This is a genomic window from Streptomyces sp. NPDC001002 (assembly GCF_053599215.1).
Genome location: NZ_JBSFLV010000010.1, coordinates 53,116 through 80,064, shown reverse-complemented (window position 1 = coordinate 80,064; position 26,949 = coordinate 53,116). Strand labels below are relative to the sequence as shown.

At 70.9% G+C, this 26,949-nt stretch carries 26 protein-coding genes; 11 read left to right on the top strand and 15 right to left on the bottom strand.

The window, feature by feature from the left end; all coding sequences use genetic code 11:
- Positions 1 to 62: 62 nt before the first annotated feature.
- Positions 63 to 1,502: a gamma-aminobutyraldehyde dehydrogenase gene (locus tag ACWDR3_RS07885; RefSeq protein WP_450351586.1), complete on the top strand. Its 1,440-nt coding sequence runs from the start codon at positions 63 to 65 to the stop codon at positions 1,500 to 1,502.
- A 133-nt stretch (positions 1,503 to 1,635) separates the two neighbouring features.
- Here ACWDR3_RS07885 and ACWDR3_RS07880 read toward each other — a convergent pair whose 3' ends face one another.
- Complete coding sequence (locus tag ACWDR3_RS07880; protein WP_450351585.1) at positions 1,636 to 2,199, bottom strand: hypothetical protein; 564 nt, start codon at positions 2,197 to 2,199, stop codon at positions 1,636 to 1,638.
- A gap of 164 nt (positions 2,200 to 2,363) precedes the next feature.
- Between ACWDR3_RS07880 and ACWDR3_RS07875 the strand changes: the two genes are divergently transcribed.
- The 3 genes from ACWDR3_RS07875 (at position 2,364) to ACWDR3_RS07865 (ending at position 5,690) form a co-directional block, all read left to right on the top strand.
- Positions 2,364 to 3,020 carry a response regulator transcription factor gene (locus tag ACWDR3_RS07875; RefSeq protein WP_450351584.1) on the top strand — a complete coding sequence of 219 codons (657 nt, stop codon included), beginning with the start codon at positions 2,364 to 2,366 and terminating at the stop codon, positions 3,018 to 3,020.
- A 146-nt stretch (positions 3,021 to 3,166) separates the two neighbouring features.
- Positions 3,167 to 4,408, top strand: coding sequence for a sensor histidine kinase (locus ACWDR3_RS07870; protein ID WP_450351583.1), 1,242 nt, complete (start codon positions 3,167 to 3,169; stop codon positions 4,406 to 4,408).
- 91 nt (positions 4,409 to 4,499) lie between these two features.
- A complete protein-coding gene (locus ACWDR3_RS07865) occupies positions 4,500 to 5,690 on the top strand; it encodes a polyamine ABC transporter substrate-binding protein (protein ID WP_450351582.1) in 1,191 nt (396 codons plus the stop codon).
- A 66-nt stretch (positions 5,691 to 5,756) separates the two neighbouring features.
- On the opposite strand, the gene ACWDR3_RS07860 is transcribed toward ACWDR3_RS07865, so the two are convergent.
- Positions 5,757 to 6,440: a TetR/AcrR family transcriptional regulator gene (locus tag ACWDR3_RS07860; RefSeq protein ID WP_450351581.1), complete on the bottom strand. Its 684-nt coding sequence runs from the start codon at positions 6,438 to 6,440 to the stop codon at positions 5,757 to 5,759.
- Between the two features lie 160 nt (positions 6,441 to 6,600).
- Here ACWDR3_RS07860 and ACWDR3_RS07855 point away from each other — a divergent pair, with 160 nt between their 5' ends.
- Entirely contained in the window at positions 6,601 to 7,299 is a 699-nt protein-coding gene (locus tag ACWDR3_RS07855) for an MBL fold metallo-hydrolase (protein WP_450351580.1), read from the top strand.
- Between the two features lie 239 nt (positions 7,300 to 7,538).
- On the top strand, positions 7,539 to 8,462 hold the full coding sequence (locus ACWDR3_RS07850; RefSeq protein ID WP_450351579.1) for an endo-beta-N-acetylglucosaminidase H: 924 nt from the start codon (positions 7,539 to 7,541) through the stop codon (positions 8,460 to 8,462).
- A gap of 178 nt (positions 8,463 to 8,640) precedes the next feature.
- On the opposite strand, the gene ACWDR3_RS07845 is transcribed toward ACWDR3_RS07850, so the two are convergent.
- Positions 8,641 to 9,459, bottom strand: a complete 819-nt coding sequence (locus ACWDR3_RS07845) for an SDR family NAD(P)-dependent oxidoreductase (protein ID WP_450351578.1) — start codon at positions 9,457 to 9,459, stop codon at positions 8,641 to 8,643.
- 106 nt (positions 9,460 to 9,565) lie between these two features.
- Here ACWDR3_RS07845 and ACWDR3_RS07840 point away from each other — a divergent pair, with 106 nt between their 5' ends.
- Positions 9,566 to 9,979 (top strand): winged helix-turn-helix transcriptional regulator, encoded by a 414-nt coding sequence (locus ACWDR3_RS07840; protein WP_450351577.1) that lies wholly within the window; start codon positions 9,566 to 9,568, stop codon positions 9,977 to 9,979.
- A gap of 7 nt (positions 9,980 to 9,986) precedes the next feature.
- Here the strand turns inward: ACWDR3_RS07840 and ACWDR3_RS07835 are convergent, their stop codons facing one another.
- Positions 9,987 to 10,910, bottom strand: coding sequence for a helix-turn-helix transcriptional regulator (locus ACWDR3_RS07835; RefSeq protein WP_450351576.1), 924 nt, complete (start codon positions 10,908 to 10,910; stop codon positions 9,987 to 9,989).
- A gap of 177 nt (positions 10,911 to 11,087) precedes the next feature.
- On the opposite strand from ACWDR3_RS07835, the gene ACWDR3_RS07830 reads away from it, so the two are divergent.
- From ACWDR3_RS07830 to ACWDR3_RS07820, 3 genes are read left to right on the top strand one after another with little or no spacing between them, the layout of a single operon-like run.
- Complete coding sequence (locus ACWDR3_RS07830) at positions 11,088 to 11,495, top strand: (R)-mandelonitrile lyase (RefSeq protein WP_450351575.1); 408 nt, start codon at positions 11,088 to 11,090, stop codon at positions 11,493 to 11,495.
- Positions 11,496 to 11,543: 48 nt separating this feature from the next.
- On the top strand, positions 11,544 to 12,515 hold the full coding sequence (locus ACWDR3_RS07825; RefSeq protein ID WP_450351574.1) for an aldo/keto reductase: 972 nt from the start codon (positions 11,544 to 11,546) through the stop codon (positions 12,513 to 12,515).
- A 46-nt stretch (positions 12,516 to 12,561) separates the two neighbouring features.
- Positions 12,562 to 13,305 carry a VOC family protein gene (locus tag ACWDR3_RS07820; RefSeq protein WP_450351573.1) on the top strand — a complete coding sequence of 248 codons (744 nt, stop codon included), beginning with the start codon at positions 12,562 to 12,564 and terminating at the stop codon, positions 13,303 to 13,305.
- On the opposite strand, the gene ACWDR3_RS07815 is transcribed toward ACWDR3_RS07820, so the two are convergent.
- The 6 genes from ACWDR3_RS07815 to ACWDR3_RS07790 form a co-directional block, all read right to left on the bottom strand.
- A complete protein-coding gene (locus ACWDR3_RS07815; protein WP_450351572.1) occupies positions 13,302 to 13,847 on the bottom strand; it encodes a hypothetical protein in 546 nt (181 codons plus the stop codon). The genes ACWDR3_RS07820 and ACWDR3_RS07815 overlap by 4 nt on opposite strands.
- A 40-nt stretch (positions 13,848 to 13,887) precedes the next feature.
- Positions 13,888 to 14,418 (bottom strand): FMN-binding protein, encoded by a 531-nt coding sequence (locus ACWDR3_RS07810; RefSeq protein WP_450351571.1) that lies wholly within the window; start codon positions 14,416 to 14,418, stop codon positions 13,888 to 13,890.
- Positions 14,419 to 14,474: 56 nt separating this feature from the next.
- The gene (locus tag ACWDR3_RS07805) at positions 14,475 to 15,914 is read right to left on the bottom strand and encodes a ferredoxin reductase family protein (protein ID WP_450351570.1); all 1,440 of its coding nucleotides are present in this window, start codon (positions 15,912 to 15,914) and stop codon (positions 14,475 to 14,477) included.
- The gene (locus ACWDR3_RS07800; protein ID WP_450351569.1) at positions 15,911 to 16,648 is read right to left on the bottom strand and encodes an FAD:protein FMN transferase; all 738 of its coding nucleotides are present in this window, start codon (positions 16,646 to 16,648) and stop codon (positions 15,911 to 15,913) included. Before ACWDR3_RS07800 ends, ACWDR3_RS07805 begins: the two co-directional genes overlap by 4 nt.
- Before the next feature lie 269 nt (positions 16,649 to 16,917).
- Positions 16,918 to 18,516 carry a sensor histidine kinase gene (locus ACWDR3_RS07795; RefSeq protein ID WP_450351568.1) on the bottom strand — a complete coding sequence of 533 codons (1,599 nt, stop codon included), beginning with the start codon at positions 18,514 to 18,516 and terminating at the stop codon, positions 16,918 to 16,920.
- Entirely contained in the window at positions 18,513 to 19,268 is a 756-nt protein-coding gene (locus ACWDR3_RS07790) for a response regulator transcription factor (protein WP_450351567.1), read from the bottom strand. Before ACWDR3_RS07790 ends, ACWDR3_RS07795 begins: the two co-directional genes overlap by 4 nt.
- Before the next feature lie 281 nt (positions 19,269 to 19,549).
- On the opposite strand from ACWDR3_RS07790, the gene ACWDR3_RS07785 reads away from it, so the two are divergent.
- On the top strand, positions 19,550 to 21,490 hold the full coding sequence (locus tag ACWDR3_RS07785) for an ArnT family glycosyltransferase (protein ID WP_450351566.1): 1,941 nt from the start codon (positions 19,550 to 19,552) through the stop codon (positions 21,488 to 21,490).
- A gap of 19 nt (positions 21,491 to 21,509) precedes the next feature.
- On the opposite strand, the gene ACWDR3_RS07780 is transcribed toward ACWDR3_RS07785, so the two are convergent.
- The 5 genes from ACWDR3_RS07780 to ACWDR3_RS07760 form a co-directional block, all read right to left on the bottom strand.
- Positions 21,510 to 22,169 (bottom strand): YceI family protein, encoded by a 660-nt coding sequence (locus ACWDR3_RS07780; RefSeq protein WP_450351565.1) that lies wholly within the window; start codon positions 22,167 to 22,169, stop codon positions 21,510 to 21,512.
- Positions 22,170 to 22,288: 119 nt separating this feature from the next.
- On the bottom strand, positions 22,289 to 23,977 hold the full coding sequence (locus ACWDR3_RS07775) for an NADase-type glycan-binding domain-containing protein (RefSeq protein ID WP_450351564.1): 1,689 nt from the start codon (positions 23,975 to 23,977) through the stop codon (positions 22,289 to 22,291).
- Positions 23,974 to 24,540 (bottom strand): phage tail protein, encoded by a 567-nt coding sequence (locus ACWDR3_RS07770; protein ID WP_450351563.1) that lies wholly within the window; start codon positions 24,538 to 24,540, stop codon positions 23,974 to 23,976. Before ACWDR3_RS07770 ends, ACWDR3_RS07775 begins: the two co-directional genes overlap by 4 nt.
- Positions 24,540 to 26,501, bottom strand: coding sequence for a putative baseplate assembly protein (locus ACWDR3_RS07765; protein ID WP_450351562.1), 1,962 nt, complete (start codon positions 26,499 to 26,501; stop codon positions 24,540 to 24,542). Before ACWDR3_RS07765 ends, ACWDR3_RS07770 begins: the two co-directional genes overlap by 1 nt.
- On the bottom strand, positions 26,501 to 26,944 hold the full coding sequence (locus ACWDR3_RS07760; RefSeq protein ID WP_280880083.1) for a GPW/gp25 family protein: 444 nt from the start codon (positions 26,942 to 26,944) through the stop codon (positions 26,501 to 26,503). Before ACWDR3_RS07760 ends, ACWDR3_RS07765 begins: the two co-directional genes overlap by 1 nt.
- Positions 26,945 to 26,949 lie beyond the last annotated feature (5 nt).

Genomic DNA, 26,949 nt, shown 5'->3' with positions numbered 1-26,949 from the left:
GGCGGCGGATTAGGGTGGGTGTCTCAGTCAATGGACGGTTCGACCCTGACAGGAGGCCGGCAGTGAGCACGGAGCTGCGTCGTCTGCGCAATTACATCGACGGTGAGTTCAAGGACGCCGCCGACGGACGGACCACCGAGGTGGTCAACCCCGCGACGGGCGAGGCGTACGCGACCGCGCCGCTGTCCGGACCGGCGGACGTGGACGCGGCGATGACCGCCGCTGCCGCCGCCTTCCCGGCCTGGCGCGACGCCACCCCGGCCGAGCGGCAGAGGGCCCTGCTGAAGATCGCGGACGCCTTCGAGGAGCGCGCCGAGGAGCTGATCGCGGCCGAGGTGGAGAACACCGGCAAGCCGATCGGGCTCACGCGGTCCGAGGAGATCCCGCCGATGGTCGACCAGATCCGCTTCTTCGCGGGCGCGGCCCGGATGCTGGAGGGGCGCTCGGCCGGCGAGTACATGGACGGGATGACGTCGATCATCCGCCGCGAGCCGGTCGGCGTCTGCGCGCAGGTCGCGCCCTGGAACTACCCGATGATGATGGCCGTATGGAAGTTCGCGCCGGCGCTCGCGGCGGGCAACACCGTCGTGCTGAAGCCGTCGGACACGACCCCCGCGTCGACCGTCCTGATCGCGGAGATCATCGGCTCGATCCTGCCCAAGGGTGTCTTCAACGTCGTCACCGGCGACCGCGACACCGGCCGGCTGATGGTCGAGCACCCCACGCCGGCGATGGCCTCCATCACCGGGTCCGTGCGGGCCGGCATGTCGGTCGCCGAGTCCGCGGCCAAGGACCTGAAGCGGGTTCACCTGGAGCTGGGCGGCAAGGCGCCGGTCGTCGTCTTCGAGGACACCGACATCGCCAAGGCCGTCGAGGACATCTCGGTGGCGGGCTTCTTCAACGCGGGCCAGGACTGTACGGCGGCCACGCGGGTGCTCGTACAGGAGGGCATCTACGAGGAGTTCGTGGCGGCCCTCGCCAAGGCCGCGGCCGAGACGAAGACCGGGCAGCCGGACGACGAGGACGTGCTGTTCGGCCCGCTCAACAACCCCAACCAGCTCAAGCAGGTCTCGGGGTTCATCGAGCGGCTGCCCGCGCACGCGAAGGTGGAGGCGGGCGGTCACCGGGTCGGTGACGTCGGCTACTTCTACGCGCCGACCGTCGTCTCCGGCCTCAAGCAGGACGACGAGATCATCCAGAACGAGGTCTTCGGACCGGTCATCACCGTCCAGTCCTTCACGGACGAGGAGCAGGCGGTGTCCTGGGCCAACGGCGTCGACTACGCGCTCGCCTCCTCGGTGTGGACCAAGGACCACGGGCGGGCCATGCGGATGTCCAAGCGCCTCGACTTCGGATGCGTGTGGATCAACACGCACATTCCGCTGGTCGCGGAGATGCCGCACGGCGGCTTCAAGAAGTCCGGCTACGGCAAGGACCTTTCGGGGTACGGGTTCGAGGACTACACGCGGATCAAGCACGTGATGACGTCGCTCGACGCGTAGGCCTCCGGCGGTTGTACGGGTATGGGGCGCGGCCCCGGACGCCTGTACGGGTGTGAGGCGCGGCCCCGGACGGTGAACTGCCGTCCGGGGCCGCGCTGTTCCCCCTCCGCGATGGTCTCGATGGTCGTGATGGTCAGGCGGTCCTGAAGCCGCTCTCGGTCAGCGACGGAAGTTCGTCACTCTGCTTGCCGGGTTTTCCGGGCTTGCCCGGGGTCGGCAGGGGCGGCAGGTCGGCCGGGTCCGGGAAGGTGATGCCGGCCTTCGCCAGGACCGGGCCGCAGGCCTTGAGCGCCTTGCGGTAGCTCTTGGACGTCGGGTCGAAGTCCGGGCTCTTGACGCTCACCTTCAGCATGATGCCGCCGTCCTCGCCCTTGGACGCCTCGAAGTCCGGGAAGACAGACTGGCCCTGCTCCTTCATGCAGGCGGCGAAGTCGTCGTTGGCGGCGTTGAGGTCGTCCGGGGCGTCCGCGGTCGGGTGGTACGCCACCGCCAGCCGGGCGCCCCGGGGCGGCTCGGTGGGCTTGCCCTTCTCCGTGCCCACGCTCACGCCGGCGATGGCGTGTTTGGCCACGGGGGCCTTGGTGGTCGAGGTGCCGGACGCCTGCGCGGCCGTCGCGCCGACCGTGCCGAGGGCGGCGGCCGTCAGGACGGCGATGCCGAGGGCGAGGCTCTGCGATCGGGTCGCCAGAGCGCGCATGGGGTTCCTCCTGTGATCAGGCCTGTGGTGAGGCGCTGTTGGGTGCGGCCGGTTGCGAGTGCTTGCGGCTGCTTTGCGGATCTCAGGCAACTCCCCGGACGGTTACAGCAGCGGAACGGCCTCCCTTATCCGTGTGTAACCCCCCGCCCGCCACACTGACGGCCATGCGTGTGCTGCTGGTCGAGGACCACGAAGAGCTCGCCGAGACGGTGGCGGCGGGGCTGCGCCGCGAGGGCATGGCGGTCGACCTCGCCTTCGACGGGCCGACCGCCCTGGAGCGTGCCGAGATCAACGGGTACGACGTCGTCGTGCTCGACCGCGATCTGCCCGGCCTGCACGGCGACCAGGTGTGCCGGCGGCTGGCCGCGGGCGGCAGTCGGGCCCGGGTGCTGATGCTCACCGCGTCCGGGACGGTGGCCGACCGGGTCGCGGGACTGGGGCTCGGCGCCGACGACTACCTCTCCAAGCCGTTCGCCTTCTCCGAACTCGTCGCGCGGATACGGGCGTTGGCGCGCCGTGCGCAGCCCGCGTTGCCGCCGGTGCTGGTCCGGGGCGAACTCCGGCTGGACCCGGCGCGGCGGGAGGCGACCCGGGCGGGTGGTGAACTCCCGCTCAGTCCGAAGGAGTTCGCCGTGCTGGAACTGCTCCTCGGGGCGCAGGGGGCGGTGGTGTCCACGGAGGAGTTGCTGGAGCGCGGGTGGGACGAGGCGGCGGATCCCTTCAGCCAGACCGTGAAGGTCACGGTGAGCAGACTGCGCCGGAAGCTGGGGGAGCCACCGTTGATCGAGACGGTGGACCGGGCCGGGTACCGGATCCGGTGAACGGCCCTATGAAGGTGCCCGGGTGGAACGGCCAGGCGAGGGTGTCCGCGTGGAACGGCCTTGCGAGGGTGTCCGCGCGGAACGGTCTTGCCAGGGTGCCCGCGTGGAGCGGCCTCAGGAGGGTGCCGCCCGCGTGGAAAGGTCTTATGAGGGTGCCCGCGTGGCGTCCGCGCAGCATCCGGTGGCGGCTGACGCTGCTCTACAGCGCCCTGTTCGTGGTGGCGGGCGCGCTGCTGCTGGGCTTCGTCTACTTCCTCGCCGCGAACAACGTGGGGGTCCACAAGACCGTCTCGTCGGTGGAGGCCCCCGGCCTGCCGGGCCCGGGCGCCGTACCCACCGCCCCGGCCACCATCAACGCCTTCGCCGAGGTCGTCCGCCAGGACCAGTTGCACGACCTGCTCGTCTACGCGGCCCTCGCCCTCGCCGCGATGGCGCTGGCCTCCGTCGCCCTGGGGTGGGTGATGGCCGGGCGGGTGCTGGCACCGTTGCGGACGATGACCGCGACCGCGCGGCGGATCTCGGCCGACAATCTGCACGAACGGCTCGCCGTGGCGGGCCCGGACGACGAGTTGAAGGCGGTGGCGGACACCTTCGACGACGTATTGGCGAGGCTGGCGGGGTCGTTCGAGGCGCAGAAGCAGTTCGTCGCCAATGCCTCGCACGAACTGCGTACTCCGCTCACGCTCCAACAGGCGGTCGTGGACGTGACGTTGGCCGACCCCGACGCCTCGGAGGATGAGTTGCGGGGTGCGTTGCGGCGGGTGCGGGCGGCGGGGCAGGAGCAGGAGCGGTTGATCGACGCGCTGTTGACGCTGGCGCGTAGTCAACGGGGCCTGGAACGGCGGGAGTTGGTGGACCTGACGGCCATGGTGCGGGAACGGCTGCCGGTGATGGACGGTTGTCGGGTCGAGGCGCGGCTGGAGCCGGCGCCCGTGCTCGGGGACCCGCAGTTGATCGAACGGTTGGTGGTCAACCTCACCGAGAACGCGGTGCGCCACAACTTGTCCACGAGGGAGGAGGGTTGGGTGAGCGTGTGGACGGGGGTGGACGCGGCGGGCCGGCCGGGGCTGCGGATCGAGAACAGCGGCCCGATGATCCCGGCGGATCAGGCGGCGGGGCTCTTCGAGCCGTTTCGGCGGCTGGGTCCGGAGCGGGTTGCTCCGCAGGGGAGGGGACGGGTGCGGGACGGGGTGGGGCTCGGGCTGTCGATCGTCGCGGCCGTCGTCGCGGCGCACGGGGGACGCGTATGGGCCAGGACCCGGCCTCGGGGTGGGCTGACGGTGGAGGTCAGTCTGCCGTGCTGGGGAGTGGGGGCGGGGGCGGGAACGCGGGCGGGACTGGGGGCGGCCGTGGCCGCGCCGGTTGCCCCGGGCTTGCCGCGGGCTTGACCCGCCGTATCGACAAGGTGTCGGACCTGTGCGGTGCCGCTCGACGCTGCGTCGATTGTCCGGGCACAGGTGGGGGCGGCATCCTTCGGTAATGGCGCTCTCACCGAAGACTTCCCCGCCCTCCCGCCGGACCCTGCTGCGCGCGCTCGGCGGGGCCGCGGTGCTGGGCGGTCTGGCCGGCTGCGGGGTGCCCGCCGCGTATGTGAGTCCCGGGGAGCGGGCCGGGGCCGATCTCTCCGCCTCGGACCACCGGCTGACCTGGTCGAACTGGCCGCTGTACATCGACACCGATGACGACGACTCGACGAAGCGGCCCACGCTGGACGCGTTCGAGAAGCGCACCGGGATCTCCGTCGACTACATCGAGGAGATCAACGACAACGACGAGTTCTTCGGCAAGATCAGCCCGGCGCTCATGAACCACCAGCAGACCGGCCGGGACCTGATCGTCATCAGCGACTGGATGTGCGCGCGGTTCGTACGGCTGGGCTGGGTCCAGGAGATGGACCGGGCCCGTCAGCCCAACGTGGCCAAGTACCTCGACCCGCTGCTGCGCTCACCCGCCTTCGACCCGGGCCGCAAGTACACGGTGCCGTGGCAGTCCGGCATCACCGGCATCGCGTACGACCGCCGCCGCCTCGGCCGCGAGATCCGGCACGTGAAGGACCTCTGGGCGAGCGACCTCAAGGGGCGGGTGACTCTGCTCTCCGGCCTCGACGAGGCGTTCGCGCTGCTCATGCAGGGCAACGGCGTCGACGTCACCAAGTGGACGGCCGACGACTTCTACGCCGTCTGCGACGAGGTCGAGAAGTACGTCAAGAACGGCCAGATCCGGCGCTTCACCGGCAACGACTACACGAAGGACCTGGTCAGCGGTGACGTACTGGCCTGTCAGGCGTACTCGGGAGACGTGATCCAGCTCCAGGCGGACAACCCCGACATCCGCTTCGTCGTCCCCGAGGAGGGCGCCGAGCTGTGGTCGGACTCCCTGATGATCCCCGACCTGGCCCGCCACAAGACCAACGCCGAGCGGCTGATCGACTATTACTACGAGCCCAGGGTCGCGGCGGAGTTGGCCGCCTGGGTGAACTACGTCTGTCCTGTTCCGGCTGCTCAGGATGTGCTTGCTTCGTCCAAGGACAAGGACACCGCCGCCCTCGCCGAGAACCCCCTGATCTTCCCGGACGCCACGATGCGCAAGCACCTCGCCATCGCGCGGGACATCACGTCGAAGGAGCGGGTGGGGTTCGCGAAGGAGTGGAACAGGATCGTGGGGTTGTGAGGCGGCGTGGGGCGGGCTGTTGATCGGTCGCGGGGGTAGGCGGAGCCGAGGATCGCGTACCGGCGGTCAGTTGGGTGCGGGGTCGGGCGGGAACGCGAGTCGGTTGATGATCTCCGCCTCCAGCTGTCCGGGTGGCGGCCACGGGAATCGGGGGATGCGGGCGCGGAGCATGATGAGGCCGTGCAGGGCCGCCCAAAGCGCGGTCGCCGTGGTGAACGCGTCCTCCGCACGGGACGAGCCGTCGCGCATCGCGTCGGCGACGTCGCGCAGCAGTATCGAGAATGCCTCGGCGGGAGCGAGCTGAGTCGCGACGGTCTCGCCGACGATGGGCGCGAGCCGGCGTACCGCCTGGTCGATGCGTTCTTCTGTGACGCTGCTGCCCTTGGGCCGCGGCCGGGAGAACAGCAGGGCGTAGAGCTCGGGCCGCTCGGCACCGAAGACGAGATAGGCGTGGCAGTCGGCCAGCAGTCGTTCACGCGCGTCTTTCGCTCCCGCCCGGGCGGTCTCGAGATCACGCACCAGCAGTGAGCGGGTCTCGGTGACCACGGCCTCGACGATCTGGTCGGGCGTGTCGAAGTGCGCGTAGATCGACGGTGGCGCGATGCCGACCTTGCGGGCGATCGCCCGCAAGGTCACCGCGCTGTCCGAGCCGGTCTCGACCAGCAGCTCGCGGGCCGCGGTCACGATCTCGTCGCGGAGTTGCCCGCCCTGACCTCGGGGGTTGCGTCTGCGGGATGCCGGTGGAGCCATGGCGATGACTTTACGGCCGTAAGTTCTCATGCTCTACTTACGGCCGTAAGGTTACGTGCGTAGCGCGAAGGAAGATGATCATGGACGTTTCCGCTCGAATACTCGGCGTCGACAGCCGCACGAACGTCGGCGCCGGCGCCGAAGCTGCGCGGTGCTCCGCATGAGCGCCACGACCGTCACCCCGCTGTCCATGGGCATCAGCAACGCCTATCTCCTGCGTGGCGAGCAGGCGGTCCTCGTGGACGCGGGCGGACCGGAGGACGGCGACCGCCTGCGTGACGCGCTGTCCGCGCAGGGCCTTCAGCCTCGCGACATCGCCCTGGTCCTCCTGACCCACGGCCACAACGACCACAGCGGCACGGCGGCGTCGTTCGCGGACGTCGGAGTTCCGATCGCGGTCGGCCTGGGTGACGAACAACTCCTGCGGACCGGACGCAACGGCGAACTCCAGATCAGTCATCCCGCCGGAGCGCTGCTGAAGTCCCGGGTCCTCCGCGCGAAGGCCCAGCCGGTCGAAGCCGACATCCTGGTGGAGGGCAAGCTCGACCTGAGTCCCTACGGTGTCGACGCGCACGCGGAGCGGTTCGGCGGCCACACACCCGGGTCGCTCGTCGTCCGCGTCGGCGACGACACGCTCGTCGGCGACCTGGTCCGCGGTGGCGTGCTGCGCCCCCGGAGCCCGAAGCGCCATTTCTTCACGGAGGACGCAGCCGGAGTGCGCAGGGTCCTCATGGCCGAACTCGACCGCCGTCCGCGGCGCCTGCTCCCCGGTCATGGCGGGCCTCTCGACGCGGACGAGACCCGACGACGCCTCGACAAGGTCGCTCCGGTGCCCGGTCGGGCCGCGGCGTCCGGGTGAGGCGGGTGGTACTACGGTCCGCGGCGCGGACGCACGTGTGTCGAGGCGTGGGTGGCGATCTGTACTGGTAACTCCCTTGCCAGGGCCCAGGGTTACGGTGCGACATGGGTGCGTGGGAGTCGTGAAGAGTTCTCGCATGGTTCTGGGGATTCGGTCACGGGAACGGAAAGATCGGGGGGCTCACTCGGCGCTTCCGAACAGGTCGGGCGCCGCTCCATGCGATGGGAGACCGATCAACGATGTTCACTCCGATGCGGAGCAGAATACGGACGGCCGCGCTCGCGCTGTCGGCCATTACGGCCCTCGCCTTAGGGGCGACCACCACGACCGGCGCGACAGCGGCCCCCGCGGCCGCTCTGGCCAAACAAGGACCGACCTCGGTGGCGTACGTCGAGGTGAACAACAACAGCATGCTGAACGTCGGCAAGTACACCCTCTCCAACGGCGGCGCCAACGTCTTCGATGTCGCCGTGATCTTCGCGGCGAACATCAACTACGACGCGGGCACGAAGGCGGGGACCCTGTACTTCAACCCGAACGTGCAGCGCGTCCTCGACAACGCCGCCACGCAGATACGGCCGTTGCAGCAGAAGGGCATCAAGGTCGTCCTCTCGGTGCTCGGCAACCACCAGGGCTCGGGCTTCGCCAACTTCCCGTCCCAGCAGACGGCTTCGACGTTCGCGAAGCAGTTGTCGGACACCGTGACCAAGTACGGCCTCGACGGCATCGACTTCGACGACGAGTACGCCGACTACGGCAACAACGGCACCGGCCAGCCCAACGCCAGCTCGTTCGTGTACCTGGTGTCGGCACTGCGCGCCAACATGCCGAACAAGATCATCAGTCTCTACAACATCGGTCCGGCCGCGTCGCGCCTGTCCTACGGCGGCGTCGACGTCTCGTCCAAGTTCGACTACGCCTGGAACCCGTACTACGGCAGCTGGCAGGTCCCCGCCATCGCACTGCCCAAGTCGAAGCTGTCACCGGCGGCCGTCCAGATCGGCGCGACCTCACAGAGCACGGCCGCCAGCCTCGCCCGCCGCACGGTCAGCGAGGGGTACGGCGTCTATCTGACGTACAACCTCGACGGCGCCAATCGCAGCGCCGATGTCTCCGCGTTCACGAGGGAGTTGTACGGCAGTGACGCCCGCTACACGCCGTAGGCCGACCACACCCTCCGGTCTCGGGGCGCGCCGCATCCCGTAGGGCTGCTCCCCGGGCAGGCCGCGCTTTCGACAACGATGTCGGAGGCGCGGCCTGCCACAGGTCGGTGACCTGTGACCTGCGCTGCACCAAAGCGCTGACTGGCAATCTCCGTCACGGTCCCGGGTCCTGGAACTCTCAGGCGCCAGTGAGCTGTTGAGAGATGGTCATGACTCGTTGCACTTCGAGTGGTGCTGCTTCGATACGGGTCCGGTCCTCGAACGCGCCCGGCTTTCCCCAGTACTGAGCGCCGGTCCAGTCGTCGCGCAGGGTGGCTTGGACGACGTTGTGAGCCGACTTCTCGACACTGCCAGCGAACAGTGCCGCGACGACTGTCGCCGTCATCTTCATCAGGCGGGACTGCATGCGCAGGAGGTCGGTCTTCACCACTCCCGCGTTGATCACTCCCGCTCTGATCTCCGGTTCGAAGCCGGTGAGGTGTGCGGCGTAGAAGTGGTTGGCGAGCTGGATCGGTTTCCGTGCCTGGAGGAAGTCGTAGGGCCGGAAGTCCGGGAACTTCTCGAAGCTCGTCCTGGTCGTGGGCGGAATGTGGGCCGTCATCATCAGAACCCTGCCGTCGTCGCCGTTTCGGAGCGCCGGCATCAGCAGCTGGGTGAGGTGATAGCGGCTCAGGTAGTTGACCGCGAAAACCTGGTGCAGGCCGTCCGTCGTGCGCAGGTCCTCGGACGTCATCACTCCCGTCGTGTGCACGAGGGCGTCGAAGTGGTCGTTCTCCCGCAGGACGTGCTGGGCGGCGGCGCGCACTCCGTCGTGCGTGGACAGGTCCACCGTGTGGAAGGAGGCATGTCCGGTGGCGTCGCCGAAGGAGGCCAGGGTCTCTTCGCCTTTGCGCCGGTCGCGCCCCAGGATGACGACGCGGTGGCCCAGGCCGACGAGTTCGGCGGCGACGCGTCGGCCGATGCCGCTGTTTCCTCCGGCGATCAGGACGGACTTCATGGACGGGAGCCTCCTTGGTTACGATTTGTTCGTAGCCCCATCATGAGTTATCGCGTGAGGCCGCACAAAAGGCACATTCGTGTGCCTCCAGCACAGGGGAGGAACCATGACCGGGACGCGAGGACCCGCAGCGGCACCCGGGACGTCGGCGGACTTCGCGGCGATGTGCCTTCAGACGAAGGACGGACGCGCGTTCCGCGAGCTCCTCGATCTCGTCGGCGACAAGTGGTCGCTGCTGATCATCGGCACGCTCAGCTCGGGACGGCTCCGCTTCAGTGAGCTGCAACGCTGCATCCCCGGCGTGTCCCAGCGGATGCTCACGCTGAAGCTCCGCGGCCTCGAACGGGACGGACTGGTCTCTCGTACCGTGCACGCCGAGGTGCCCCCGCGTGTGGAGTACGACCTCACGGCCATGGGACGCACGCTGATCGAGCCGGCCATCGCCTTGGCGACATGGGCGATCACCCACCAGCCGGAGACCGCCGCGGCGCGTCGGGCCTTCGACGAGCAGGACGAGTAGGAGGCGGTTATCCGCTCTGTCCGCCGTCGGTGGCCGCGGTGTTCGGCTCGTCGTCCTGGTTGTCTTGGCTGTCCAGGTCGTCCTGGTCGAGGGTGGCGGCCCAGCTGGCCAGCAGTTTGAGGCTGTCGTGGGACGGGGTGCCGGGTTCGGCGCTGAGGGCGGTGAGGGTGAGGCCGGGCTCGGTGGGGATGGGCATCGCCTCGAAGGGGAGGGCGAGTTCACCGACCGCGGGGTGGTGGAAGTATTTGACGCCGGTCTGGTGCAGTCGTACGTCGTGGGCGGCCCACAGGGCGCGGAACTTCTCGCTGCGGGTGGAGAGTTCACCGACGAGGTCGGTCAGGTCCCGGTTGTACGGGTCGCGGCCCGCCTCGGTGCGCAGCAGCGCCACCGCTCCGGCCGCCTGGCGTTCCAGCTGGGGCAGGAAGCCGGCGGCGCCGGGGTTGAGGAACTCGTAGCGGGCGAGGTTCACCGGCCGGGCCGGGTCGGCGAAGACCGGGTCGTACAGGGCGCGGCCCAGCCGGTTGGTGGCCAGGATGTCCAGGCGGCCGTTGCGGATGAAGGCCGGGGCCTCGGTCATCGCGTCGAGCAGGTGTTGGAGGCTGGGCCGGATCGGCTGCGGGGCACGTCGGCGCGCCGGCCGGCGGGTGGTGTTCGCCGTACGCGCGAGGTCGTCGAGGTGGGCGCGCTCGGCCTCGTCGAGCTGGAGGGCGCGGGCGAGGGAGTCGATGACGGTCTCCGAGACGCCGGAGAGGTTGCCGCGCTCCAGACGGGCGTAGTACTCGGCGCTGACGCCGGCGAGCAGCGCGACCTCTTCCCTGCGCAGCCCCTTCACGCGCCGGTTGCCGCTGTGGGCGGGCAGCCCCGCCTGCTGTGGCGTGATCTTGGCGCGACGGCTGGTCAGGAACTCGCGTACCTCGCTCCGGTTGTCCATGGCTTCGAGGCTACGTCGGCTGTCGGGTGGTGTCTCCGGGCGAAGGGTGTACTGGCAGTACACGTATCAACGAGTCCTTCTCCATGCGTGTGACCTGCGGTTTCATCGGTGGCAACGCAGGACGATCCCCCCGTTCCGGCCGCTCTGAGACGGCCGACGCAAGGAGTACGCACCACCATGGAGATCCTCAAGAAGTCCGCGACCGTGAAGCTGCCGCCCCACCTGTTCACCGGCGATGTCTGGGCGGACGTGATCCAACGGGGCGAGGAGCCCTCCCGGGTACGGGTCAACCTGGTCCGCTTCGCCCCCGGCGCCCGTACCGCCTGGCACAGCCACGGTCTGGGTCAGACCCTGCACGTCGTGTCCGGAGTCGCCCTGGTCGGCACCCGGGACGGCGTGATCATCGAGGCCCACCCGGGCGACACCATCGGCTGCCCGCCCGGCGAGGAGCACTGGCACGGCGCGAGTCCGGACCGGTTCATGGAGCACATCGCGCTGTGGGAGGGCGACGAGGTCGAGTGGCTGGAGCACGTCACCGACGCGGAGTACGAGGGCCCGCGCACCAGCACACGTGCACCCCGCTGACCACGCCCTCCCCCCTGCGGATCCGGCCCGATGCGAAGGAGCGTCACCATGGAGTACACCCGTCTCGGTACCACCGGTCTGAAGGTGAGCCGGCTCGCTCTCGGCTGCATGAGTTACGGCGATCCGACCGTTCCCCGTGCCCACCCCTGGGCGTTGACCGAGGACAAGGCCGCCCCGTTCTTCCGCCAGGCCGTCGAGCTCGGCATCACCTTCTGGGACACCGCCAATGTCTACCAGGCGGGCACCTCCGAGGAGTTCGTCGGCCGGGCGATCCGCGAGTACTCCCGGCGCGAGGACATCGTCCTGGCCACCAAGGTGCGCGGTCCGATGCACGAGGGTCCGGGCGGCGAAGGCCTCTCCCGCAAGGCGATCCTGGAACAGGTCGACGCCTCCCTGGCCCGGCTCGGCACGGACTACATCGACCTCTACCAGATCCACCGCTTCGACGACGAAGTCCCGGTCGAGGAGACGATGGAGGCGCTGCACGACGTCGTCAAGGCGGGCAAGGTCCGCTACCTGGGCGCCTCGTCGATGTACGCCTGGCAGTTCGCCAAGCTCCAGCACGCGGCCGAACTCGGCGGCTGGACCCGCTTCGTGTCCATGCAGAACCAGTACAACCTCCTGCGCCGCCAGGACGAGCCCGAACTCATGGCCATGTGCGGCGACATGGGGGTGGGGCTCGTGCCGTACTCCCCGAACGGCAAGGGCCGCCTGGCCCGCCCGGTCGGCGAGCAGAGCACCCGCTCCGCCACCGACCACGTCGTGCAGGCCTTCGACAGCGAGTACGACGAGCCGGTCATCGACGCCGTGCAGAAGCTGGCCGAAGCCCGTGGCGTCCCCATGGCCCAGGTCGCCCTCGCCTGGGTGCTGCGCAACCCGCTCGTCTCCGCGCCCATCGTCGGCGCGACCCGGTCCCACCATCTCCAGCAGGCCGTGGACGCCCTGGCCCTGCACCTCTCGGACGAGGAAGCGGCAGCGCTGCAGAAGCCGTACACCAACGCCGGGCCCTCCTGGTACTGAAGCCGGTCAACGACCCCCACCGCGGCCGGCCCATAGGATCGCCGGCATGCCACTGCGACCAGTTCAGGTGAACATCAAGGCCGTCGACAGTTCGGCGGTCGGTCGGTTCTGGGCGGAGGCACTCGGGTGGAGTGCCTACAGCCCCGGTGTGACCACATACGTCGGACCCGGCGGCGGTTTCGTCTGGCCGGACCCGGTCGTCGTCGGGGTCGACGTCGTTCCCGTCCCGGAGGGCAAGTCGGCGACGAAGAACCGTACGCACCTCGATCTCGCCACCAACTCCCCGGCGCATCAAGCGGAGTTGGTCGCGCGGCTGAGGGCTCTCGGTGCGACACCCGTCGACGTGGGGCAGGGCGATGTGCCGTGGACGGTACTCGCCGACCCCGAGGGCAACGAGTTCTGCGTGCTGGAGCCTCGGGAGGTCTACCGGGACACCGGGCCGATCGCCGCGGTGGTGGTCGACTGTGTGGATCCGCGGGTCGTGGGGCGGTTCTGGGGCGAGGCCCTGGACTGGACCCTGCTTGAAGTGACCGACGATCATGCGGTGTTGCGTTCGGCTGTGGGTGGTGGACCGTACCTTGAGCTTCTCCGCACGCCCGGTGAGAAGACCGTGCCGGATCGCGTGCATCTCGATCTGCTGCCGTATCCCGGTGACGACAAGGCGGCGGAGGTGGAGCGGCTGCGGGCCCTTGGTGCGACCGACCTCGATCTCGGCCAGGGGGATGTTCCGTGGACGTGTCTGGCCGATCCGGAAGGGCATGAGTTCTGCGTTCTCGCCCTCCCGCTCTAGTGCCAGCACGAGGGCGTACCGCCGTCGCCCTCGGTGCCGACCGTCACCGCGTAGGCCAGGCCCGTGCCGGCCTCGGGGGTCGGTGAGAAGCCTTCGGTGCGGAAGTCGACGTTGAGCAGCAGGTGGCGGCTCTTCTCGGTCTTGGTCCAGCAGGAGCCCTCCACGGTGGCGGGCGCTGCCGCGGGATCCGGGTCCGCCTCGGGGTGCCAGCCTTCGGCGGCGGCGGTCTTCGTGTAGTGGGCGAGGGCGTCGTCGGGGCTGCCCGGGAAGGCGTAGACACGGTCCGCGTGCAGCCAGGGCTTTCCGCTGCTGTCGTCGTCGCACCCGGTGGTCACGCCCACACCGCGGTAGTTGGCGGGCGCCGCGGCGCCGGTGGGCGCCGCGCCGAGCAGCGGCTGCGCGGCCAGTTGCTTGAGTTCGGCGGCCGTGTCGTGACAGCCGTCGTCGCCGCCGAGGGCGGAACATCCGCCGAGGAAGGCGGCAGGCAGGAGGAGGGCGGCCGCCAGCCCGACGCGGCTGACGGACGAGGAGGTGGGAGGCAAGACGTGCTCCTGGACTTGCGGCAACCGAGGGCCGGGCGGCCTAGCCGAAGGCCCCATGGTCCCCGAAGCCGCCCCCGTGTCCGCGCTCCTCCGATTCCGTCGGGGCCGTGGTCGGGGCCGTTGAGCCGTCGGCCGCCTTGAAGCCCGCCTTGTCCAGGGCCGATTGGAGGGACGCGGCGTAGCTCTGGCTGGTGATGGTCGCGCCGCTGACCGAGTCGATCGCGGCGCTCTGCTTGGACAGGGCGCTCTCCCGCAGGGTGGGTACGGCTCCGTTGCTGATCTGCACGGACTGCGGTTCGTTGGCGGGGAGTTGGAGCGTCTTCACGTCGGTGATCTTGCCGGCCTTGATGGTCACCTGGACCTGCGTGTTGCCGAACTGCGTGCTGATCGCGGCGCCGGTCGCGGTCGTCGTGGTGCCGCTCTTCGAGACGGTCGCGTCCTGGCTCGCCGACGAGGACGAGGACGAGGAGGACGACGACGCGATGGTCGGGGTGATCTCGTGGGGCTTGAACATCAGCACGCCGGTCGTGCCGATGACGGTCGTGACCAGGACGATCGGGGCTCGTCGCATGGGGTTCTCCAGGGATGTCGGAGGGTGCAGTCGGAACGCGAATGCAGAACGCGGATTCAGAACGCGAAGTCCTCGTGGTGGATGTGGGCCGCCGGTACCCCGGCGTCACGGGCCGCGGTGACGACGCGGCGGGTGAACTCGTCGGGGCCGCAGACGAAGACGTCCCGGCCGGCGATGTCGGGGACCAGGGTGTGCAGGGACGGTGCGTCCAGGCGGAGGGTGTCGCGGGGGCCGGTGAGGGTGTGGAGTAGGCCCCGGCGCTTGGCGAGCAGGCGCTCGAACTCGTCGAGGTGGGCGATGTCCTCGCGCTGCCTGCCGCGCAGCAGGACGACCACGTGGGTGTCCCGGGGCAGATCGTCGAGGAGGGCGCGGATCGGGGTCGTGCCCACACCGGCGCCGACGAGCAGGACGTTCCGGGACCGCCGCGCGTCGGCGGTGAAGACGCCGTACGGGCCCTCGAACGCCACCCTGGTGCCGGGGGTCAGGCAGGAGAGAGCCGTGCTGTGGTCGCCCAACTCCTTGACCGTGATGCGGAGATGACCCGCTTGAGGTGTGGCCGACAGGGAGTAGGGGTGGGCCTGCCACCACAACTCCCGGCGCAGGAAACGCCACATCATGAACTGGCCGCCCGCTGTGGGGAGTTTCTCCAGATGTCGGCCGGCGAGGACTATCGACCAGGTGTCGGGTCCCACGGACGCGATCTGGGCGATGCGCAGGTCGTGGCGGATCGATCGGTACAGGGGGAGGCCGATCCGGAAGGTGAGTACGACGATCAGGGTGCCCACCCACAGGGAGGTCCACCAGGTCGTGGCCAGGTGGTGGCCCACGAACGGGGCGCCCGTGTCGATCTGGTGGATGAAGGAGAGGCCCAGGCCCAGGTAGGTGTAGAGGTGGACGGCCCACCAGGTCTCGTACTTCATCCGGCGTCGCGCCCGCCGGTAGGAGGTGACCCCGGCGGCCAGCAGCAGGGCGCTGCCGACGGTGGCCGACAGGATTCCCGCGTAGCTCCACAGGAGTTGGCCGATCTCCGCGAGGATTCCCGTCTTCGCCGCGCGGGCGTATCCGACGGTGATCAGGACCGCGTGGGCCAAGAGCAAGTACAGGCCCCAAGGGGCGAGTCGGCGGTGCCAGAGGATCAACCGGTCCTGGCCCAGGGCGCGTTCGAGGGGCGGGATGCGGGCCGAGAGCAGGACGATGACGACCATGGCGTAGCCGCAGAGCATCCCGGTGACGCGGCCGAGCGCGGTGGCGATGCCGCCCGGGGCCTGGAGCGCGCTGACGGTCTGCGAACTGATGCCCAGGGCAAGGGAGATGCCCAGTCCGAGTCCGGCCGCAGCGGCCAGGGCGTCGACGACGAGCGGGCGGCGGCGGGCGGGGAACCTGCGAGGTGCCCGGATGACGCGCCGCGCCGACGGGGGGACGGACGGCGGGGGCCAGTTGCGCGGCCGCACGGGCGGCTTGGGCGGGGGCTGTTGAGAGAGGTGGGGTGCGGTCATCGTGACTCCTCCGCGGGGTCGGCCAGGGGGAAGCCCGGGGTGAGATACACGCGTTCGTCGTCCGTGACCGTCATCGCCTCGTATCCGTCGAGGGTCAGCGTCCAGTCGGCCGCCCGGCGCCCCATGGCGAAGGCTGCCGTCGCGTACGCGTCCGCCGTGCCCAGGTCGGGACCGCAGACGGTGACCGACAGCAGCCCGGTGGGGGCGGTGCCCGTGTGCGGGTCGATGATGTGCGCGCCGCGCTCGTACGTCCCCGAGGTCGCCACCGCGAGGTCGCCGGCGTGCACCACGGCGGCCAACGCGTCGCGGTCCTTGGGGTGTTGGACGCCGATCCGCCAGGGCGAGTCACCCTCTCTGCTGCCCCGGCTCACCACATCGCCGCCCGCCGTCAGACAGAAGTCGGTCAGGCCCCGGGCCACCAGCGCGTCCGCCGCCCGCTGCACCGACCAGCCCTTCACCAGGGCCGACGGATCCAGGACGCCGGTCGCCCATGCGTCGAAGTACCCGTCCGTGGCCCGGCGGAGTTCCGCGCACCTCTGGAGCACCCACGTCACCTCGGCGCCCGCGTTCTCCGGCGGCAACTCCCCGCGGTCGATACGGGAGACGGCACTGTCCGGCTTGTACGTGCTGAAGAGGGCGTCGACCTCGTGCAGCCAGCGCACCGCACTGGCGGCGCCCGCGGCAGCCTCCTTCGGGTCGCAGTCGCGCAGGTCGAGGGAGACCACGGTGCCCATGACGTGTTCCACGTGGACGTACCGAGCAGGCAGGTCGGTCGCGAAGGCGGCATGGCTTTGACCGCTGCTCGTCGCAGGGCCGGAAACGCTGCTCGCCGCAGGGCTGGAAACGCTGCTCGCCGCAGGGCTGGAAACGCTGCTCGCTGCACGGCTGTGAACGCTGCTCATGAGGCTCCTCGGGAGCGGAAGCGGTGGGCTGCCCTCACCTTCCTCAGCGGACCTCTCAGTTCCCTCTCAGACCAGGCCGGATACGGGCCCCGCGGCCTCTTTTAAAGAGGAATCTCAGGCAGCAGCACGGTGAACACCGTCGAACCCGGGACGCTCTCGAAGGTCAGCGTGCCCTCGTGGGCCGCCACGACGGCCGCCGCGATGGACAGACCGAGCCCTGCACCCGCACCCCGCGTCCCCGTGCCGGGGTGCCGGCGGTCGGCGCGGGTGAAGCGCTCGAAGAGCGTCTGCCGGAGCTCGGACGGAATGCCGGGCCCGTCATCCGCGACGGACACCCGGCACCACCCCGGCGCACTTTGCCCCAGCTCGTTCGGCCCCGACTCACTCCGCCCCGGCTCGCCCTGCCCAGACCCATTCCACCCCGACCCATTCCACCCCGGCCCGCTCCACGCCACGCGCACAGTCACCAGCGTGCCGGCCGGCGTATGCAGCCGGGCGTTGGCCAGGAGGTTGGTCAGCACCTGCGCCAGCCGGTGCGCGTCGCCGGTGACGGTGACCGGCGTCTCGGGCAGGTCGAGGACCCAGTCGTGGTCGGGGCTCGCCGCCCGTGCGTCGTCCGTGCAGTCGATGACCAGGCGGGTCACGTCGACCCGGTCGCGCTGCAAGGGCCGCCCCGCGTCGAGGCGGGCGAGCAGCAGCAGGTCGTCGACCATGGCACTCATCCGTGCCGCCTCGGCGGCCACCCGGTCCAGGGCCCGCTCGACCTTGGCGGGGACCGGTCCGGGGTGGCGCAGGGCGAGTTCGGCGTGGCCACGGATCGAGGCGACAGGGGTACGCAGTTCATGGCTCGCGTCGGCGGCGAAGCTCCGTAGCCGCTCCTCGCTGGTGTGGCGTTTGGCCAGCGCCTCCTGGACGTGGCCGAGCATGCGGTCGAGCGCGGCGGCCACCTGGCCGGCCTCGCTGCGCGGATCGCCGGCTGCCGTCGGGCCCGGGAGGGTGACCTCGCCGCTGTCCAGCTTCAGCGCGGCGACGGCGGCCGCGGTGTCGGTCACCCGGCGCAGGGGGTGCAGTGAGTGGCGTACCCACAGGGCACCGGCGACCCCGGTGATCACCAAAGCCCCGCCGAAGACCAGGGAACAGACCAGGGCGAGGCGTCGGACCGTCTCCTGGAGCGGGGCCAACGGCAGGCCGCTGACCAGGACGTCGTCGTCCTTTCCCGCGCAGGCGTACACGCGGTAGGCACCGAGCGTCGAGAACGTGACGCTGTGGGCCTTTCCGTCGGTGGGCAGGGCGTTGAGCGTCGCCGCGTCGGCCGCGTCGAGGGTGACGGCGGTGCCTCTGTTGGCCCGGACGACGGCGGCATCGGTGATCTGTCCGTCGTTGAGCCGCGCCCCGAAGGTGCCGATGCTCTGCCCGCGGGTGTCGGCACGCCAACGCGCCGCCAGGTCGCCGTAGTCGGCGTCCCCGCCCGACTGCCGCTGGGCTTCGGCGGATTGCCGGAGCGAGGAGGGGAACAGGCAGCCGGAGTCGGCGAGTTGGTGATCGAGTTGGTCGGTGAGGTAGCTGCGCAGGGCGAGGACGCTCGTCACGCCGACGGTCGCGCAGCTCAGCGCGAGCAGGACGACAAGGCCCCAGGTGAGCTTGGCGCGCAGGGTGCGGGGGCGCAGCCGGTCCAGGCGGGCACGCGCCACCGCGTTCATGAGGTGGTGGGGGGTTTGAGGACGTATCCGACACCGCGCACGGTGTGGATCATGGGCGGCCGACCCGCGTCCACCTTCTTGCGCAGATACGAGATGTACAGCTCGACCACGTGCGCGTGGTGGCCGTAGTCGTAGGACCAGATCCGCTCCAGGATCAGCGTCTTGCTGAGCACCTGGCGCGGATGGTTCATGAGCAGCCGCAGCAGTGCGTACTCCGTGGGGGACAGGGCGATCACCTCGCCGGCCCGGGTCACTTCGTGGGCGTCCTCGTCGAGCACCAGGTCGCCGACGGTCAGCGCGGTCTCGCCCGCGCTGCGGCGCGCCATGCCGGCCCGGCGCAGCAGGCCGTGCAGCCGGGCGGTGACCTCGTCCAGGCTGAACGGCTTGGTGACGTAGTCGTCGCCGCCCGCCCGGATCCCGGCGACCCGGTCCTCGACCGCGTCCCGCGCGGTGAGGAACAGCACGCACACGGTGGGGAGTTCGGCGCGGATCTCGCGCAGCACGGTGAGCCCGTCGGCGTCCGGCAGCATCACGTCGAGGATCACCGCGTCCGGCCGGAACTCGGTCGTGGCCCGCACCGCCGACGCCCGGTCCGCGGCGGGGCGCGCGTGGTAGCCCTCGTAGGCCAGCGCGCCGCACAGCACTTCGGTGAGGTCCGGCTCGTCGTCGACCACGAGCACCCGGACGCGCGAGCCGTCGGGGCGGACCAGGGGATGCGCCGGGGCGGCGGGGTCCGTAGGGCGTGAAGTCACCGTGCCATCACACCGCCCGAATCTGAGATTCGCCTGAGATGTACGGGCCCGGGGTGCGGGTGGGGTGCGGGGCGCGGAGCCGTCGACTCCGCCGGGGCCCGCTGTCCTTCCTGGTCAGCGATACCGCGCGGCCTTCGGGAGCGCCGCTCGCACACCTCGCCGCGGCCCGGCGCTGAGAGGGGGCTGAGAAGTCGGCCGTGCAGGGTGACGGCCGCACCGAGGACGGACTTCGACGTCCCGACGGCCCCACAGTGCCTCACCATGCCCCCACGAGGAGAGACATGACCACGCTCAACCCCTCAGTCCTTGAGGGCCCGTTGCCACCCCGAACGGCCGCGGCCACCGACCGCACCGCCAGTCCACCATGGGAACGCCCCGCCTTCTGGGCCCTGTTGATCGTCGCCGCGATCGCCTTCCTCTGGGACCTGGGCGCGTCCGGCTACGGCAACGAGTTCTACTCGGCGGCCGTGCAGGCGGGCGGCGAGAGCTGGAAGGCCGCGTTCTTCGGGGCCTCGGACGCGGGGAATTCCATCACCGTCGACAAGCCGCCGGTCGCGCTGTGGCCCATGGACCTCTCCGTACGGCTCTTCGGCGTCGGGTCCTGGCAGATCCTCGCCCCCGAGGCGCTGATGGGCGTCGCCACGGTCGGCGTGCTGTACGCGGCGGTACGGCGACTGTACGGACCGGCCGCCGGGCTGCTGGCCGGCGCGCTCCTCGCGCTGACCCCGGTCGCGGCGCTGATGTTCCGCTTCAACAACCCCGACGCGCTGCTCGCCCTGCTCCTGGTGTGCGCGCTGTACTGCTTCCAACGCGCTCTGGAAGGACACCGGGTGGCCCGCTGGATGGTGCTGACCGGGGTCTGCTTCGGTCTCGCCTTCCTGGTCAAGACCCTCCAGGCGTGGCTGATCCTGCCGGCGCTGACGGCGGTCTACCTGGTGTGCGCGGCGCAGCCCCTCACCAGGCGGATCGGTCAAGTCCTGCTGGCCGGGGCCGCGATCGTGGTCAGCGCCGGCTGGTGGGTGGCCCTGGTCGAGCTCTGGCCGGTCAACTCCCGCCCCTACGTGGGCGGTTCCACGGACAACAGCTTCCTGGAGCTGACCCTCGGCTACAACGGGCTCGGGCGCATCACCGGTGACGAGGGCAGGAGCGGTGGGGGCGGCCACGGTGGCGAGGGCGGCATCACGCGCATGTTCGACAGTGCGCTGGGCGGCCAGATCTCCTGGCTGCTGCCCGCCGCGCTGATCCTCCTGGTCGCGGCGCTCGTGGTCACCCGCCGGGCCGCCCGAACCGACCCGCACCGCACGGCATTTCTGACCTGGGGCGGCGCGTTGCTGTGCACCGCGGTGACGTTCAGCTTCATGTCCGGGACCTTCCACGAGTACTACACCGTCGCGCTCGCGCCGTACATCGCCGCATTGGTCGCCATGGGTACGGTCCTGTTCTGGCGCCTCCGAGGCCGTGCCGTCGCGGCTGTGGTCCTGGCGGTGACGGTCGCGGCGACGGCGGTGTGGGCGTTCGTGCTGCTCGGCCGCGCGGACGGCTGGACCGCCCAACTGCGTTGGTCGGTACTGGTGGTTGGGCTGGCGGCGGCAGCCGGCATGGCGCTCGCGCGTCTCCTCCCGCGCCGACTCGCGCTCGGCGCGACGGGCCTCGCGCTGGCCGCCGTACTCGCCGGACCGGCCGCCTACACGTGGGCCACGGTCACCACGGCCCACACCGGGCAGACCCCGCTCGCGGGCCCCGCCTCGGCGGCCGATGCGCAGGGACACGGCGGGCCCACCGGGGGAGGCACACGAGGTGGCGGGGGTACCGGCGGCACGGGCGGCACGGGCAAGAGCGGTGCCGGCCGCCTGGGCGGCATCGACGCCGTCACGCCTCAACTGCGCGCCACGCTGGTCGAGAACGCCCAGGCCTACACCTGGATCGCCGCGACCGTCGCCTCCGACAACCAGACCTGGCTCCAACTCGCCACCGGCCGACCGGTCATGCCCATCGGCGGCTTCAGCGGCGGGGACCCGGCACCGACGCTCGCCCGCTTCAAGCAGTACGTCGCCGACGGGGAGATCCACTACTTCGTGGCCCAGGGCGGCCAGGAGGGCGGCTTCGCCCGCGAGGGCGAGGACAGCACCGGTGCGCGGATCTCGGCCTGGGTGACCGCGTCCTTCACCCCGCGGACGGTGGGCTCGACGGTCGTCTACGACCTGACGGCACCCAAGAGTTGAGGCCCGGGGGCCGAGCGGTTCAGTCGTTGGGTACGGTCCGGATCGCGGCGATGTCGAACTGGAGCCGGACCTTCTCGCTCACCATCGCGCCGCCCTCCGCGAGCCGCGCGTTGTAGGCCAGGCCCCATTCGGAACGGTTGATGGTGGTCGTGCCGTCGAAGCCCACCCGGTCGTATCCGAAGGGGTCGGTGACGTGTCCTATGTAGGTGAGTTCCAGGTCCACGGGACGGGTGCGGTTCTTGATGGTGAGGTCGCCGGTCATGCGGTAGACGTCGTCCCCCGCGAGCCGAACGGCCGTACTGGTGAAGCGCATGCGCGGGTAGTTCCGGGCGTCCAGGAAGTCGCGGCCGATCAGATGGGTGTCGCGTTGTTCGACGCCGGTGTCGACGGACGCGGTCGACAGGACGATCTCGGCGCTCGATCGGGAGGGGTCGCGGCCGTCGAAGTGGAGCCGGCTGTCGTACTCCGTGAAGGCTCCGCGCACGGTCGTCACCAGGGCGTGGCGTACGGAGAAGCCGATACGGCTGTGCGCGGGGTCGATCAGCCAGTCACCGGTCAGGCCCGCCAGGCCGGGGTCGGGGGCGGGCGGGGCGAAGGCCGGGGGTTCGGCGGGGGGTTGGGGGAAAGCCGTGGGGGGTGCCGGGCGGCGCAGGGACGCAGCACGGTTGAACAGGTTCATGATCCATGTTGTTACGTCACGACCGTGGCCGCCGCAAGGGTTCCTCGGGCCCTTCGGTGGCGTGTGAACCTATCCACACGCCACCGCCACGAATAACCCCCGTAAATCCGCTGGTTGTGTCAGCCGGAGTTCGCGTTCGACGGGCCGAAGAACTCTATTTCGGCGATGGCCACCTGCTTGGTCGAGGAGATCAGGTACGCCGACTCGATGGTGAAGCGGACCTTGGTGACCTCGCCGACCCGGAAGGCCCGGCGCTGGGCGCCCGCGCCCTGGTCGAGGGTGAGTTCACGCTTGGTCGTCTTGCCGTTGGCCAGCGTGATGGTGGCCTCGACGCGGTGCGGCAGGGCCGACTGGGAGAGCTGGTCGGCACGGGCGGAGACGCCGGGCGTGATGAGCAGGTCGAGCAGCCGGGTCGGCTCCTCGAACTTCGCCTCGATCCACTCGCCGCGGCCCGATGCCGACACGCCCGGACCCCACCAGGTGTCGTTGAGCTTGTCGAAGGCCAGCGCCGGCTTGTGACCCGGGTAGGACCGGGACGCGCTGACGCTGTCGGGGGCGACCTGCGCACGCTTGGCGAAGTGATCGCGGGTGGCCTGGACGCCCTTGGGGATGCTGAACGCCAGCCAGATCAGCAGGGCCAGTACGACCGCGGCGGTCAGCCAGGTCAGGATCTGGTCGAAGGCGCGGCGCAGTCTCGGCCGGTCGCCGGCCCAGGGGGTCTCCCGGTTCCGGAAGCCCAACAGCCGCCGCCACCAAGGCAGTCGACCGGGTATGGGCCCCTCGCCGGCCATCGGCATCGCGCACCGCGCGCAGTAGTGCCGCTCGGGCCGATTGCGCGTCGCACACCAGGGACACGGCGTCCCCCCGTCCGCCCCGAGTTCCTCACCGGGCGCCCGCACGGTCTGCGGCCGCTGCGGCGCGGGCCGTCCCGGCAGCACCGGCGCGACTGCCGGCTCGGCCGTGGGGCGAGGCTCCGGATCGTTTACCGGCACGAGCAACTGCCGGGCGCGGTGGGCCATGTCGTCGTGGTACGCCGGGTCCGCGGGGGGCGGGGCCGCCGGGAAGACAGCGGGGGTCGGAACCGTCCCCGCGGCGAGGGACCTCGATTGGTTGGGGAGGGTGTCGTCGTCCTGGTCGGCGGGGGACTGAGGGGCGGATTGAGAGGGGGTGGGCGACGGCGCGACGGGCTGAGCGGCGGAAGGGGACGGGCCGGTGGGCTGAGGGGTGGCGGAGGACTGAGCGGTGGAGGGGGACGGGCCGGCGGAGGCGTTCGTGGCCACCGGCGCGCCACCGGCATCGACCGCTGCGGCCGACGTACCGGAGGCCAACAGCTCCTCCCGCGCGCTACGGACCAGCCCCGCACTCCCGTCCGACCGGGCGAAGGCATCCCAACCGGGGTCACCGGACCCACCGGGCCCGCCGGACGAGGAACCGCCCGCCCCGGCGGAGGAGGCGGACCCGGCGGAGGACGTGGCGAAGGCAGCGTCATCCGCCCCGCGGCCCGAGGCGTCCCCGCCCTGAGCGGAGCCGTTCCCGTTCCGACCGGTCGCTCCTGAACTGCCGTTGGAGGCACCGGTGTTCCTGTCGACGGCCTCCTCATCACGACCGGAGTCGTCCGTGCCCCTGCTGGAGCCCTCCGCACCCCCGCCGGAGGCACCCGCACCCCCGCCGGAGGCACTCGCGTTTCCGCCGGAGGCACCGGCGGGCACCCGGTCCGTCCAGCTCAGTACCGCCCCGCAGGCGTCGCAGAACGACTGGCCCGGTTCCGCGCGGGTGCCGCATTCGGCGCAGTTCTGGGTGGTCGTCATGTCTGCGGGGTCCTTTCGGCGGGGTCGCCTGCGGTCACTTGGACCGTGTACGGCATGTGGGCTGGGCGGGCGGCCGCCACGAGGGCGTCCAGGCGGTGGTGGTCCGCCGAGGTGGGGGAGGGCAGGCGCAGGTGGACGTGGAGGCGCGGGCGCGCCTCGCCGGGGACCGGGCCCAGCGGGCGCGCGCTCCAGGCCGCCGCCCCGCTCTCCGTGATCTCCGGTGTCACGCCGAAGGCGAGTCGTACCGCTTCGGCGAGGCCGCGTACCGTGCCGCGCACCCGGTGCAGATACGCGGCGGCGGCCACCGCGGTCCGCAGCAGGGCCTCCGGTTCGCTGCCGTCGGTCTCCGCGCCGACCCAACTCCCCAGCCACTGGGTGAAGTCGAGCGGCGCGAGGGACGGGCGGAAGTACGTGTCGAGACAGTCCAGCGTGTTGTGGATCGGGGCCACCACCTCGTCCAGCCCGCCGACGAACCGCTGCGCGAGGTCGTCGTCGGCGAACACGGCCGGCAGCATCATGCCGATCGGCGCCGAGGATTCGAGGCCGTCTATGGAACCTCTCATCAGTTGCCGTCCCCGATCACCCGTACGCGATGGTCGAACGAGAAGACCAGTGAGGGCGCGGACAGATCGATCCGGTCCGTCGCCTCGCCGCGCTTGCCCGTCAGCGGGTCGGCCGGGTGCAGGGTCACCTCGTCGACCAGTTCCACCCCGGGTACGCGCTGCAGCACCGCGAACACCTCGCCGGACTGCACGGGCCGCCCGAAGGGCCAACCCGTGCCGTTCGCCCCGCCGGTGAGCGGATCGAGGTGCCGGTACAGGGCGTCGTGCGCCTCGCGGCGCACCTTGTCGGTGTCGACGCCCCGGAAGGCGTGCACGGTGGCGACCACGGTCACGCCTTGGTAGTACGGCGGCCCGACCGCCAACCTCGTGCCGATCAGGCGCCGTTCGTCGAGGTGTCGGGTGATGCGGTCCAACAGGGCGTCCCCGGGGACCAGTTGCTCGAAGCGCAGTCGGCCGCCGGGATCCGCCACCGCCTGCGGTACCACCAACACCCGTACCGCGTACGCTCCGTGCTCGCCCTCCGCGCCCTCAAGGCAGGTGATGCGCGCGGTCTCGGGGGCCGCCCGGCGGGCCAGCTCCTCGTAGTCCCGCAGCGTCACCGCCCGTTCCTGCGCGCGCAGCGTGATCGGCGCCCGGACCTTGGCCTCCTGGACGGTCTCCCCGTCCACCCCGCCGCGCGCGGCCTCGCGGTTGACGACCTCCGAGACGTACGGAATCGAGGTGCGCAGGATCTGTACGGCGCCGCGCGCCACGTTGCCGGCCCGGCCGCCGCCGGTGCGGTAGCGGCGGGCCCGGATCGGCGAGCCCTTGGGGGCGACTGTGCCGTACTGGCGCAGGGAGCCGTCGGGCTCGCGCACGGCGGGCCCGAAGGAGATCTCGCCGCTGGTCGCGTCGACGACGATGTGCCGGTCGTCAGGGCCCGAGTCCGCGAAGTGCGGCACGACCCGCCAGTCCGTCCAGCCCTCGTGCTCGGCGGTCTGAAGCAGCACCGGCGGATCGTCGCCGACCACGGGCGCGTGCTCCAGCCGCACCCGCTGCCCCGGCAGCCCGGTCGACTCGCCGAGCGCCTCGTCGTACACCGCTTCGGCGTGTACGGCCGCGGTGGTGCCGCCGATGGTGAAGGCCTCGGCGGCCCGGATGGTCGGCGAGGTGGTGTAGAAGGGCTGGCCGGGGCCGGGTTCGGTGACCCGGCAGCGCAGCCAGCCGGCCTCCTGCCCGGCGTTGCGGGACAGGACGTGACCGCTCGGGATGTGCAGGACGACCTCGCCCGGCCGGTTGAGACCACCGGTGCCGTCCCGGTCGACCTCGCACAGCTGCCAGCCGTCCGCGGTCCACGCCTCCCACACCAGCGGCGGCTGCCGCGGGTCCACGCCGACGCCGTCCACCCGGCTGTCCAGGTCCAGCGCGACCGCGCAGTGCGGCACCGCGTTGGTCAGGCCCAGCAGCATGCAGTCACCCGGGTCCGGGGACTCGGAGAAGCACAGCAGGTCCCGGTCCTCGATGGCCAGGTCCGGTGTCCGGTCCACCGCCGGCTCACCTCGGTGCTGCACCAGCAGGTGGCTCAACTCGCACGGCACGACGGTCAGTTGGCGCTCGGTGGCGAAGACCACCGCCTCCTCGCTCTCGGTCCGCATGGTGGCCACCTCGGTGCCCACCGGCACCGGGATCGCCTCCTCCTGCGGCGCCGACAGCCAGAACGTCACGTCCGTGCGCGCGGCCGACGGCGGGAACAGCGTGATCCCCACCAGGTCCAGGAACGCCAGATGGTTCTTCTCCGGCACCCGGTTGAGCCGGTAGACGATCTGGTCGGCCATGTGGGCGACCGTCTCGACGAGGGTGACGCCCGGGTCGGAGACGTTGTGGTCGGTCCACTCCGGGGCGCGCTGCTGGATGTAGCGCTTGGCGTCGTCGACGAACTGCTGGAAGCGGCGGTCGTCGAGGTTGGGTGAGGGCAGGGCCATCAGCGGTCGCTTTCAAGGGAGTTGCCCGCGCCGGGGCCGGCGTCGGGCTCCTCGTGGGACGGAATGACGTAGAACGGGAAGACCAGGCTGCGCGGGTTGTTGGTGCCGCGGATCGAGTAGCGGACGTCGATGTAGAGCACGCTCTGGTCGCCGCCGGCGGTGACCTCGACGTCCTCGACCTCGATCCGCGGCTCCCAGCGGTCCAGGCTTATGTGCACCTCGTGCTGGATGCGGCCCGCGGTCTGCTCGTTGACCGGCGCGAACACCAGGTCGTGGATCGCGCAGCCGAAGTCGGGCCGCATCGGCCGCTCGCCCGGCGAGGTCGACAGGACCAGCCGGATCGCCTCCTCGACCTCCCGCTCGCCGCTGACCAGCGCGATCCCGCCGGTCGGCCCGATCCGCAGCGGGAACGACCAGCCGGATCCGACGAACTGCTCGGCCATCAAAG